The following is an 11596-nucleotide window of genomic DNA, read 5'->3' as shown; positions in this document are numbered from 1 at the left end:
CGCTCTCTTCGGCACATTGCTTGGATTGACGATGGGACCTGGCGGCGCGCATGGCGCCAGCTGCCCCGCCGATCCGCTCGAGGCCAGTTTGACGATCTGGCCCCGCGGTGCGATCTCGACGGGCCAAACCGTCACAGGGCGCCACCCGTGCGGTCGCCGACTTCGCTGCACAGGTGGCTCGGCGGCCGGTCGCCAACGCGTCTGCAAATGGCTGTAGCGTGAGGGCTCGTGTTGGGCGTGCCGAACGCCCATACGCGACGTCGGATCAATTGGCGTCGCGGTAAGTCGGGCCCACGAAGAACGTTCGATCGCCTCACCGAGTGGCAGGCCGGTGTTGCCTCACGCCGCCTTGCGGCGCGGCGGCTGGCCGCCACCGTCGGTTGTTCGATCGGTTGGCGTGCCGGCCGAGAGGCCCTCTCTGGACGGGGCCGATCCCGGGCCACCTGCCGCCGCTACGGCGCCGTCGCCGTGCCGCGCGCGGGTCAACTCCGGCCCACCACTTCGCGTCGCCCTGATCGTGGCGAGTGCAACGGCAAATGCCCCCAGGTGAACGGCGAATGCCAATACGAAGCTCGTGAAACCGTCACCGATGAGGTCACCGATCGACCAAGTCAGCCACGACATGTTCGCCGATATGGCGGCCACGGTCAGGAACGCCAGCGCCATGGCGGTGGCATCCGATCCGAGGAGCGCGGGCAAATCCGAACGGTGAAGTGCTCGGCGGGCAAGGGCGTAGATCGCGGCGGTCGCGAAGGCGGCCGCGATCGAAACTTCAAGACCATGGGCCTCGAACATATGCGTTGTGTCCGACTGCGCCAACTGGGAGCGGCCGCCTGGGCCGCACCTGGCGATCGCGCGAACGACCGTCGCGCTCGGTCAGCAGCACTTTCGCCGGCAACGTCGGAACCAGCATTCCGAGACCAGAGCCGGGTGGGAAAGCAGATGAGCCTCCTCGGGCGCGCCAGCAAGGCGGCCGATGGCATGCCTCACCGCCCCACTCAGGCGGAAAATGCATATGTCGAGTGTCGAGGGGACTATTGAAAACGGGCCGGCAGGCTGGTGTTGCCGCGCGCGAACCACTGGCGTGCCGGCTCGATGCGCGGCTTGGCGCCGTTGCCGCCGACGCCCGAGTCGACAGCCCAGTAGCGCCGTGAGCCCTCCTCCCGCATCACCACCCCGTAATGCGGAAAGGCGCCCGAGAGCAGGCCACCCCGGTTGACGATCTGTCCCGGTCCGTGATGACGGATGAGGCCGTTCGAGCCAAGCACGGCAAGATAGGCGGCGGTGTTGCGCGCCTCGTCGACACAATCGTGTTGGCCGGGGTCACCGGCCGTCATGAGGCCGATGCTCGCGATGTCGCGGTCGGTGCCGAGGGACCTGCCGACGCGGGCCTCCATCCAGGCGACGGCCGTTGCGATGGCTTGGCGTTCCGCCTCGGCGCTCGGTTCATCGAGCGCGGCGGCCATGATGATCGCAAGTTCGATGATGTCACTGGCGGTGAACGTGAAGGTGCGCCGCGTCCGGCAGCCATATCCCGAGCAGTGGTAGACGGTGTTGTTCGAAAGGAGCGGGACCCAGCCGTCCTTCTCGAAGCTCACGGCATCGCGGAAGCGGGCACTCGGCGGCAGCGAACTGACGTCGCCTATTTCGGCGATGGCCACGTCGGACACACTGCTCAATGGAGCCGCGATCAGCAGTGCAAGCGCGGCCGATCGGGCACGCGACGGACCGAGGAGCGCTGCAAGGGGGCTACGCATGACAAGAACCCGAGCTTTCGGCGGACAACCGCCAACATCGCTATCAGCCCCCGATTAACCCACCGTAGCTTCGCGATGATTTTATGGTGGTGCGATGGAGTTTCCGCGGCGGTTGCAGGTGGCGCGCGGCATCGGGCGGGCGCTGCGCTGGGCGGCGACCGGCGAACGGGTGATGATCGGGAGGTCCGTGGTCCGTCAGCGACGTCGGGGGGCGTTGCGCATCCAGATGCTGGCGTTGAGGCTGCCGGCAAAGAGCACCCAAAGGAGATACGGCACGAACAGCAATGCCGCGGTCTCGGAGACCGGCCATGCCGTGCCGATGAAGCCGACGATGGCCGCGACCATGAACGCGATGTCGCCGAGCGCGAGGTCCATGCGCTTGAGGCCGAAGAAGAGCCACGACCAGGCGGCATTGAAAATGAGCTGCGCCACCCAGAAGGCCATGGCCGAGGAGACGGGCGCGACCGCCCAGACCAGCCAGCCGGCGATGGCGATCATGATGTAGAGGATCGTCCAGGCGGGCCCGAAGAGCCAACCGGGCGGTGTCCATGACGGCTTGGAGAGGCTGTCGTACCAGGCGCCGGGCGCAAAGAAGACGCCGGAGAGCGCGACCAGCGCGACCAGGGCGAGGAAAACGATCAGGCTGGCATCCATGACCCAGATCTCCATGCTCGCCCGGCCGGCGCGCTACCCGCATCCGGAGGCAACGGCGGGCGACCGTCGCCCTGGACCGCATCGTGTCGCAGAAGGACACGCACGGCACGCGACCGGCGACTAGCATCATCGTACGCTATTCGCGAGGGCCCGAGCCATGGTTCACTCCACTTTTTCCATCAGCAACCGCAAGATCGATCCGACACGACGGCGCGTCACGGCCGCTGCCGTGCTGCCGGATGGCTCGCCGAACGACAACGACCGGGTCGAGATCGGGCCGACCGACCTTGCCTTCGCGGAATGGGCCGCCCGAGGCATAACGCCGCCAAATCTCGAGGCGCTTCGCAGCTACCGGCTCTCGCGGCTCGTCGGCGAATTGCGCAGGCGCGACTATGCGGGTCTGCTGCTTTTCGATCCCTTGAACATCCGCTACGCCACCGACACCACCAACATGCAGCTCTGGATCGCGCACAACCCGTGCCGGGCGGCCTTCATCTCGGCCGACGGCTATGTCGTGCTCTGGGATTTCCACAACTGCGACCATCTTTCGGCCCATTTGCCGCTGGTGCGCGAGATCAGGCACGGGGCGAGCTTCTTCTACTTCGAGAGCGGCGACCGGGTGGTCGAGCATGCCATGCGCTTTGCCGAGGAGATCGATGCGCTGATGCGTGCGCACGGGGGCAGCAACCGGCGGCTCGCCGTGGACAAGATGGAATACCAGGGCGAAAAGTCGCTCGAGGCGCTCGGCATCGAGATCAAGGATGGTCAGGAGGTGACCGAACATGCGCGCTCGGTGAAGGACGCCAACGAGATCAACGCGCTGCGCTGCGCGGTGGCGGCCTGCGAGGCGGCCATGTGGGAGATGAAGGCGGTCATAAGGCCTGGCGTCACCGAGGTCGACATGTGGGCCGAGCTGCAGCGCGGCAACCACATTCGCGGCGGCGAGTGGATCGAAACACGCATCCTGGCGTCCGGCCCGCGCACCAACCCCTGGTTCCAGGAGGCGGGACCGCGCATCCTCCAGGACGGCGACATCCTCGCCTTCGATACCGACCTCATCGGCCCCTACGGTTATTGCTCCGACATCAGCCGGACGTGGAAGGTCGGCGACCAGGAGCCGACCCCCTACGAAAAGCAGCTCTACCGCGAGGCGCTCGATCACATCCGGACCAACATGGAACTCCTGAGGCCGGGCGTCGGCTTTCTCGAACTCAGCCGCAAGGCGCAACCCTTGCAGGAGAAATATCGCCATCAGCGCTACGGCGTCGTCTTCCACGGGGTCGGGCTCTGCGACGAGTATCCCGCCATCCGCTATCCGGAGGATATCCAGTCTTCCGGTTACGACGGCGTGCTCGAGGTGGGGCAGGCGCTCTGCGTGGAGGTTTATTTCGGCGAGGTGGGCGGTCCCTGTGGCATCAAGCTCGAGGACCAGGTCGTCATCACGGAGACGGGTTATGAGAACCTCACCACGTTCCCGTTCGAGGAGGCGTTCCTGCGCTGAGGCCCGGGACGGGCGGCGGGTGCTGGCCGGCTGCGCCTGTCCTTGCGATCGGATCGAATTTCCATCAAAGGGCATCGATCGTCTTTGTGGCCTGGAAACTGCCCCATGCTAGCTTCCTTGCAAAGCAAAGGGCGTTGTGCGGGGGGCGATGAAGTTCCAGTGGCAAATGGCGGGCGCGTGCGTGCTCTGGCTCGCGCTTTCGGCGGCGTTCGCCGAAGGGCTTGCCAGCGAGCCGCATGGCTTGCGGAACGTGCCCGCGGCCGAGGCGTTCCAGCGCAGCTTCGGGCCGACAACGGCGCCGTTCGGCTTCGTCGCCTTCTGCCGCGAGCAACCGGGCGAATGCATCGGCGCGGCGGTCAGCCATCGGCGCTTTTCGCTCGACAACGCCCGCTGGAAGGATCTCGAGGAGGTCAATGACGTCGTCAACCGCACCGTCTGGCCGGCATCCGACAGGGCGGTCTACGGGATCCGCGAGCGTTGGGCTCTGCCGCGCACGTTCGGCGACTGCGAGGACTATGTGTTGCTCAAGCGGCGGTTGCTGATGGACCGCGGCTGGCCGGCGAGCGCTTTGCTCATCGCCGTGGTCATCGACGAAGCGGGCGAGGGGCATGCCGTTCTGGTGGCGCGTGGCGCGGAGGGGGATTTCGTTCTCGACAACCGCAACGCCGCGATCCTTCCGTGGAGCCAAACGGTCTACCAGTTCATCAAGCGCCAGTCGTACCGCAATCCGCGCGAGTGGGTGGCGCTGCAACCGGAATAATCGACAAGCGCCGGACGGCACGTCGCAGGGACGGCCTTCGAACGAGCGCGACGGAGTGCGTCGGACCGGGCCCGGTCGTCCTCACCCTGCACTCCCTGACTGTGACGCCGGGCTCCAGACTGGTCGGCTCCCTCCCTGGGGGCCGGCCATTTTTTTTCGACCAGCCGTTGGTCTCAGGCGAGCACCGTGATACCGGTGCACAGGCTCCAGACGATCGCGCCACAGCCGAGTGCCATGCGCTGACCGGGCCCCACGTCCTCACGCAATGTCATGCGCGCAAGCAGCAGCGGGCCGCCGAGCAGACGCACCAGGAACGAAACCGGCATGACGAAGGCCTCGACATCGGGGCGCAAAGCGAACACCAGCGACCGCCCCGAGACGATCTCGAAAAGCGTTACCGTCAGGCCGGCGAGCGTGAAGCCCGTCAGGCCGGCGTAAGCGAATAGAAGCAGGTCCTGCATCGCGCCTCGCATGGGGGTCGGGATGCAGGTTCTCAGCAAGGAGCGTGCCGCGCACGCGGGGCGTCCTCACCCCTCGAGGGCAATTCAGACGTCGGCGAGATCGATCTCCAGCATAACCATTCGGAAGCTGTAGGAGACCTCTCCATCATCCTCGTCGACGTCCCGATAGATCAGGCCCGCCGACTCGCCTGCAATGAAGACCTCCAGCATGTCGTCCTTGCGCATCATCGGCCGCAGCTCGATCGTGTCGAGGCGGAACGTTTTCTGCAGATAGCGCTGCAGTCGGGCGGTTTCCTCACGCTTCAAGGCCGTACTCCGGGTCGGTGGCGTCTCGCGACGTCTGGATGATGGTCATGGTCCTGCGGCGCGTACGGCGCCGGTTCGAACGTGGCCGGCGCACTCGGCGAGCCGGCCCCGGGGGCGTGGCCTCGCATGGCGGGGCGGCATCTGCAACCCTGGCCTAGCAGCTGTCCCCCGGCAAGGGAACCACCAAGCTCGGCATGGCCGCCCGGCGCACTATGCCGCCGCCGACCGGTCGAACTATTCTGTGCCGCTAATTGCCCGGCCCGGGATCGGCGAGGATTTGGTCCATCGCGCGTGAGGGCTCGGCACAACCGGCCTCGCCCACGACGCGCGCCGGCACGCCGGCCACCGTTGTCTTGGGTGGCACGTCCTTGAGGACGACACTGCCGGCCGCGATCCGCGAGCAGTGTCCGATGCGGATGTTACCCAGCACCTTGGCGCCTGCCCCTATGAGCACGCCGCTGTCGATCTTGGGATGGCGGTCACCGGATTCCTTGCCGGTGCCCCCGAGCGTCACGCCCTGGAGGATCGAGACGTCGTCGCCCAGCACCGCCGTCTCGCCGATGACGAGGCCGTTGGCATGGTCGAAGAAGAGACCCTTGCCCATGCGCACCGCAGGATGGATGTCGATCGAATAGGCGCACGACACCTGGCTCTGGAGCAGGAACGCGAGGTCGCGCCGGCCATCGACGTAGAGCGCGTGCGCGAAGCGGTGTGCCTGGATGGCATGGAAGCCCTTGAAATAGAGGATGGGCTCGATCAGTCGGTGACAGGCCGGATCGCGATCGTAAACGGCGACCAGGTCGGCACGCAGCATTTCGGCATAGCCTTCGATGCTCTGGGCGAGCTGTGCGAAGGTATCCATCAAGAGGTCTTTGGGCATTTCGCCGCTTCCGAGGCGCTGGGCGACGCGCCCTGCGACCGCCAGCTCGAGCGACTGCTGGTTGAGGACCGTCGAAAAGACGAAGGTCGCCATCGAGGGTTCGCTGGCGACGATCGCTTCGGCTTCTCGCCGCACCTGATCCCAGACCGGGTCGACCCGGGCGAGTTCGGGGCCGGTCGCAAACGACTTCGAGAAGGGCATGACGGTTTCCCTTTCCTGCTCCGGCGCGGGCTCGCTCGGCAAAAGATGCTCTGCGCGAGCGCGCGACTTCTCCTAGATAGGGGCGATAGCGAATGCGCGCAAATCGGAACCGACTCCGTGCCGCGTTCGGTACGTGGTCAGCGGTTGTCGTATGCCCGACGCATGCACGGGTTCCGGTGCGACCCGTCGCCGATCAAAACAAAATTGACCGCAGGTAGAAGCGCTACCGACGGTCCAGGACCGGCCTTCGGCGGGAGACGCGGCGGAGCGCGTCGGTCAGCCGAGCAATTCGAGATTGATGGCCTTGGGGCCCTTGCCGCGTCGATCCGGCTCGGTGTCGAAGGCGAGCCTCATGCCTTCGTCGAGAACAGGAATGCCCGATCTTTCAACGGCGGAGATGTGAACGAACACATCCTTGCCGCCCTCGTCCGGAGTAATGAAGCCGAAGCCCTTCTGGGTGTTGAAGAACTTGACGGTGCCTTGCTGGCGCATGCGGTAGTCCCTTTCAAGTGCACTCACTGCCTGTCTGGCGATCTGTGCCTGGCTGGCGAACGGGCAGGCCGTGCAGCTCCTTCCGGGCTGCCCAAAGGTGGTCGGAGGATTGGCGAAGCGGGGAACAACCGATTTGTGCGCAAGGCGCCTTAGCCTGTTTTCAACCGCCGGGCACACAGCATTCCCGCCCGACCGGTGCGCATTGTCAGTCAATGATCAGACGAAGGTCAAGTGAAGTTTTACGGACGTTTCGACTGCAACAAGCCCGTTCGATGGCCTGCACACTACTGGTTTGCCAAGATCAGCCGACACCGGTGCTGGTAGAGTGCGCCAGCCGGCATGCACGGTGTCAGTTGCGCAGCAGTGCCGGATCACTCGATCTGGCGGGACGGGCCTCGACCGACCAGGCGAGCCGATGGCGGACATGGAAGCGCTCGCGAAAGCAAACGTGCGTGCCGACGGGCAAGGGCGCGCCGACCGGCGGGCGCAGTTCGCCGATCGCGACGAGGAGGTCGTCGGTGTGGTCGGCGGGCTCGATGGTGGCGTAGCCGAGAACCAGATCCAATGTCTTGATCTGACCGAAACGCTTTGCCATGGCTATCTTCCCGATCTCGCCAGAAGGACGAACACGAAAAGGGATGGAAGGCTCAGAGCGATGCCCGCGATCGCCATGATGCCGGCATAGGGAATCGAAAAACCGGTCGCCGAGAGGGAATCGCCGATCGCGGGAGCCAGCATCGCAGCGAGGTTTTCGACGGCGTCGCGGATGTCGAAATTGAATGCGCTATCCGGCTGTGCGCCTTGCGCATTCGTCACCGCGACCGCGGCCGTAAAGGTGATGAGCGCGGCGAAAAGAGCGATTATGTTTCGCATCCCTGTCGGGCTTTCCTCATGCCGGCGTGATGAGTGTCACGGCCCGGGCGGATCGGTGCCGGCGGCCGGTTCCGCTGCATCGAGGAGAATGCCGGCGCCGCAGGCTCCACAGGAGGAGAACGCGCCAGCGTGGCGCAAGTATGGCCCGCGCCAAGGCGCGCGCGAGCGAACCGGCGTTGCAGCGCGCGAGCGCACAGGTTACCGAGCCCACATGCGCCGACCTCCGGCGCGTCACCCACCGGGATCGAGGTTTGCCCGGTCCGCCAGGAGATCTGCCATGTCGACTTTCAAGGCCGCCATCGTCCCGGTGACACCGTTCCAGCAGAACTGCAGCCTCATCTGGGACGGCACGAGCGGGCGAGGCATAGTGGTGGATCCTGGCGGAGACGTCGATCGCATCCTCGAGGCCGTGAAGGAGGCGGGGATGACCATCGATCACATTTTGTTGACCCATGGCCACGTCGATCATGCGAGCGGCGCGGACGAGCTGCGCGAGCGCACCGGCGCCCCGATCCTCGGACCCGACGAGCGCGATCGCTTCCTGCTCGAAGGGCTTGCCGGAACGGCCGCCGGCTATGGGATCGCGGGCGCGCGCAACGTCGTTCCGGATCGCTTCCTCGTCGAGGGCGAGAGCATCGAGACGGCCGGCATGACGTTCGATGTCTTGCACTGTCCAGGCCATACGCCCGGCCACGTCGTCTTCGTCGAGAAGTCGGCTCGCTTCGCCTTGGTCGGCGATGTGTTGTTCCAGGGCTCGATCGGGCGCACCGATTTCCCCTATGGCGATACCTCCGCGCTCATCGGCTCGATCCGCGAGAAGCTCTGGCCGCTCGGCGACGACATCGTCTTCATCTGCGGACACGGTCCGACCTCGAGTTTCGGTCGGGAGCGCCAGAGCAATCCCTACGTCGGCGACGGCGCCCGCCCGCCCGGGCGCTGACGGTGCATCGATGCTGTCCGCCGTGGCACGCAGCATCGCGAAGGCGCCGATCCGGCTCTATCGCTGGACGCTGAAGCCGTTCGTCGGCCACCAGTGCCGGTATCTTCCGACCTGCTCGGAGTACGGCCTCGAGGCGATCGAGCGCAACGGCGCCTGGCGCGGTGGCTGGCAGCTCCTGGCGCGGCTCTCTCGCTGCCATCCATGGGGCTCGTCGGGTCACGATCCGGTGGTGGGACTCGAGCCAGGACGTCATAGGTTCACCCCCTGGCGCTATGGCGATTGGCGGGGGCCGGACAAGGGCGAGAAAGATCATTAGAAGCGACGTCTTGAGCGGCACGGCATCTGGCGGTTCGCGGCAGTTGCGTTAGTCTGGTGAGGCGACCCATTTCGGCGCGGGCACGGGCGGATCGAGGGGCGCGGTGATCGAGCGGGAAGGCGGAGTATGCTGAGCATGCAGGGGTGGTCGTGGCGTCGCGCGGTTCATCGGCGGTTGCAGAGGGGCGGGCTCGTCGGTGGCTTGCTGTTGCTGGTCGCCAGCCATTTCGTCGCGGGCGGGGCGGCGGCTCAGACGGTCTGGCAGCAGAAGCTCTTCGAGACCGTGATCGGGGTGCAGTTCGACGCCGCGTGTCTCTCGACGCCCGGCATCGTGCGTCATGTCCACATCCTCGGCGTGCAGACCGAGGCCACGAGCCTCAGCGATGACCAGCGATCGTTCGTGATCGGCAAGATCAACGAGACCCTCGGCAAGCTACCACAGGCGCGCCTGACTTCGGCCTCGGCCTTCCAGTCGATCGCGCACTCGACATCGATCAGCACCGACAATGTGGAGCGTCTGCAGGAATTGCTGCGCTCGGGAGATGTCGCCGACGTCACGGTCGTCATTCGCCCGATCGCGCTCGAGGGCGCCAACGGCAATTTCGAGCTTCTGGTCTGGACCACCGACAAAGCCCGCGAGGGGCGTATCACGTGCTCGAAGCAGCTTGCCCTCACGGTGCCCTTCGAGCAGGCGAGCGATCCAGCTTGCGGTCGCGGTTTCGAGCGCGCGGACCAGAGCGACAGTCAGGCCGACTGGGAGGCGTTCCTGCGCTTCTTCGAGCACTGCCCGCAGGCGCCCCGGGCGCGCCAACGGCTCGCCAGGGTGCGCGAGCGGGCGTGTTCGGAGACGTGGGGCCGGGTCGCCGCCGTCAACAAGGCGAGCGAGTTCGAGCGCTTCGCCCGCGAGAACGCGCATTGCAACGAGGCGCGCGCCGCGGAAATCCTCGCCAATGCCTTGCGCAGCCAGGAGCAGGAAGCCGCCGAGCGCGAGGCGGCGGACAAGACGGCGCGCGAGGCTGCCGCGCGCGAGTTGGCCGAGCGCTCCGCGCTCGAGGCAGAGGCCCGACGACTGGAGGACGAAGCGCGAAGGATCGCGGCGATGCGTGCCGAGGCGGAAGCGGCGGCGCGTGACGCGGCCGCGCGCCTTGCGGCAGAGCAGGCAGCGCGCGACCAGTCTTCGTCCGGCGGCTCGGGCGGCTCGGGCGGTGGCGGTTCGGGCGGTGGCGGCTCGACGGCATCGAGCGTGATCGGCTGCGGCTGGTTCGCGATCTTCACGTGTCACGCGGGCCCTGGCGAAGCGGCCGGCTCACAACGCCGCCTCGGCGGCATCGTCGTGAACACCAATGAACACCCCAACTTCCGAAATGGTTGGTATTGCGTCGCCGAAGGCCCGTTCAGGAACAAGTCGAGCGCCCAGGCGCGGGTCAACGCCAAACGGGGCGCCGCGCCGACGGCCTACGTGAAGAAGAATTGCTGAGCGGGTCGACCGGGTCGCAAGCGGTCGGACCCGTCGTCCCATCCGAAACGCGAAAGGACGCATGATGCACGAACGCGCTCGCGGTCCGCGCCCTCGGGCCTGTGCTCGATCGGTCATGGCAACGCTCGCCGGCGTATTGAGCGCTGCCTTCTGCTCGGGCGGTGCGACCGCCGGTGAGCCGCCAGCCCGCCCGGCCATGGTCGAGCGGTCCGACTGGGGCGGGGTGGCGGCGAACGAGGCGCTGATGAAACGCCAGACGCCGCGCGAGATCATCATCCACCACACCGGCATACGCCAGCAGCCCAATCTCTCGCTTGAGAAGAAATTGCGCGGGCTCCAGAGCTTTTCGATGCGCCCCGGCAAGGTCGGGAGCACCAACAAGCCGGCCTGGGGCGATGTCCCTTACCACTATTACATCGCCGTCTCCGGCAGGATTGGCGAGGGGCGCAGCACCGCCTTCGCTGGGGACACCAACACGCGCTACGATGTGCGCGAACGCATCCAGATCGTGCTCGAAGGGCATTTCGACAGCGAGGTTCCTTCGCCCGGCCAGGTGACGTCGCTGATCGCCCTCCTGCAGTGGCTCGCGGTCGAGCACGCGATACCGGCCAGCGCGATCTCGGGGCACAACGACCATGCGCCGACGGACTGTCCGGGCAAGCACTTGAAGCAGGCGTTCGGGCAACTGCGTGCGGCGGTCGCGGCCGTGACGGGCCAAGCCCCCAAGCACTGACGAGAAGGAGAGCGGAGCGGCGGGGAAGCGGGGAAACCCCGCCGCTCCTCAAGGGAAAGAGCCGGCTGCGTTTACTCTCTCCCTATCCCGTTCGCCTCGGCCCGGGACGATCGGGCCGCAGCGTGCCACTCGCTGCCGGCGTTTGCCGGCACGAGGCGGGTCCCGGATGGACCCGTGAGTGGCGATTTCTCTGAAACAGCGGCAATGCCCGCAGCGCTCCCGCACGAAATCGGGCTTGGCTGTGCA

15 protein-coding genes are annotated in these 11596 nt (G+C 66.5%); 6 read left to right on the top strand and 9 right to left on the bottom strand.

The window, feature by feature from the left end; genetic code table 11:
* Window positions 1–339: 339 nt before the first annotated feature.
* The 3 genes from GC150_08515 to GC150_08505 form a co-directional block, all read right to left on the bottom strand.
* The gene (locus tag GC150_08515) at window positions 340–795 is read right to left on the bottom strand and encodes a hypothetical protein (GenBank protein MBI1384936.1); all 456 of its coding nucleotides are present in this window, start codon (window positions 793–795) and stop codon (window positions 340–342) included.
* A gap of 239 nt (window positions 796–1034) precedes the next feature.
* Complete coding sequence (locus tag GC150_08510; GenBank protein MBI1384935.1) at window positions 1035–1757, bottom strand: hypothetical protein; 723 nt, start codon at window positions 1755–1757, stop codon at window positions 1035–1037.
* A gap of 195 nt (window positions 1758–1952) precedes the next feature.
* On the bottom strand, window positions 1953–2411 hold the full coding sequence (locus tag GC150_08505; protein ID MBI1384934.1) for a sensory protein TspO: 459 nt from the start codon (window positions 2409–2411) through the stop codon (window positions 1953–1955).
* Between the two features lie 157 nt (window positions 2412–2568).
* On the opposite strand from GC150_08505, the gene GC150_08500 reads away from it, so the two are divergent.
* Window positions 2569–3912, top strand: a complete 1344-nt coding sequence (locus GC150_08500; GenBank protein MBI1384933.1) for a M24 family metallopeptidase — start codon at window positions 2569–2571, stop codon at window positions 3910–3912.
* A 148-nt stretch (window positions 3913–4060) separates the two neighbouring features.
* Window positions 4061–4672, top strand: a complete 612-nt coding sequence (locus GC150_08495) for a transglutaminase (protein MBI1384932.1) — start codon at window positions 4061–4063, stop codon at window positions 4670–4672.
* A 173-nt stretch (window positions 4673–4845) separates the two neighbouring features.
* On the opposite strand, the gene GC150_08490 is transcribed toward GC150_08495, so the two are convergent.
* From GC150_08490 to GC150_08465, 6 genes are all read right to left on the bottom strand, one after another.
* Entirely contained in the window at window positions 4846–5133 is a 288-nt protein-coding gene (locus tag GC150_08490) for a hypothetical protein (GenBank protein MBI1384931.1), read from the bottom strand.
* 84 nt (window positions 5134–5217) lie between these two features.
* Complete coding sequence (locus tag GC150_08485) at window positions 5218–5439, bottom strand: DUF3126 family protein (GenBank protein ID MBI1384930.1); 222 nt, start codon at window positions 5437–5439, stop codon at window positions 5218–5220.
* A gap of 247 nt (window positions 5440–5686) precedes the next feature.
* Window positions 5687–6520, bottom strand: coding sequence for a serine O-acetyltransferase (gene cysE / locus GC150_08480; protein MBI1384929.1), 834 nt, complete (start codon window positions 6518–6520; stop codon window positions 5687–5689).
* A 276-nt stretch (window positions 6521–6796) separates the two neighbouring features.
* On the bottom strand, window positions 6797–7012 hold the full coding sequence (locus tag GC150_08475) for a cold-shock protein (GenBank protein ID MBI1384928.1): 216 nt from the start codon (window positions 7010–7012) through the stop codon (window positions 6797–6799).
* 349 nt (window positions 7013–7361) lie between these two features.
* Window positions 7362–7607 (bottom strand): hypothetical protein, encoded by a 246-nt coding sequence (locus GC150_08470; GenBank protein MBI1384927.1) that lies wholly within the window; start codon window positions 7605–7607, stop codon window positions 7362–7364.
* 2 nt (window positions 7608–7609) lie between these two features.
* Window positions 7610–7885, bottom strand: a complete 276-nt coding sequence (locus GC150_08465) for a hypothetical protein (GenBank protein ID MBI1384926.1) — start codon at window positions 7883–7885, stop codon at window positions 7610–7612.
* A gap of 277 nt (window positions 7886–8162) precedes the next feature.
* Between GC150_08465 and GC150_08460 the strand changes: the two genes are divergently transcribed.
* The 4 genes from GC150_08460 to GC150_08445 all read left to right on the top strand — a co-directional run bounded on the left by GC150_08460 (window position 8163) and on the right by GC150_08445 (window position 11350).
* The gene (locus tag GC150_08460) at window positions 8163–8825 is read left to right on the top strand and encodes an MBL fold metallo-hydrolase (GenBank protein ID MBI1384925.1); all 663 of its coding nucleotides are present in this window, start codon (window positions 8163–8165) and stop codon (window positions 8823–8825) included.
* A gap of 10 nt (window positions 8826–8835) precedes the next feature.
* Window positions 8836–9141: a membrane protein insertion efficiency factor YidD gene (gene yidD / locus GC150_08455; GenBank protein MBI1384924.1), complete on the top strand. Its 306-nt coding sequence runs from the start codon at window positions 8836–8838 to the stop codon at window positions 9139–9141.
* 126 nt (window positions 9142–9267) lie between these two features.
* Entirely contained in the window at window positions 9268–10617 is a 1350-nt protein-coding gene (locus GC150_08450; protein ID MBI1384923.1) for a hypothetical protein, read from the top strand.
* Between the two features lie 61 nt (window positions 10618–10678).
* A complete protein-coding gene (locus GC150_08445) occupies window positions 10679–11350 on the top strand; it encodes an N-acetylmuramoyl-L-alanine amidase (GenBank protein ID MBI1384922.1) in 672 nt (223 codons plus the stop codon).
* The last annotated feature ends 246 nt before the right edge of the window (window positions 11351–11596 follow it).

This window comes from Hyphomicrobiales bacterium, assembly GCA_016125495.1.
Taxonomy (GTDB): domain Bacteria; phylum Pseudomonadota; class Alphaproteobacteria; order Rhizobiales; family RI-29; genus RI-29.
This window is presented reverse-complemented; position numbering and strand designations above follow the sequence as displayed.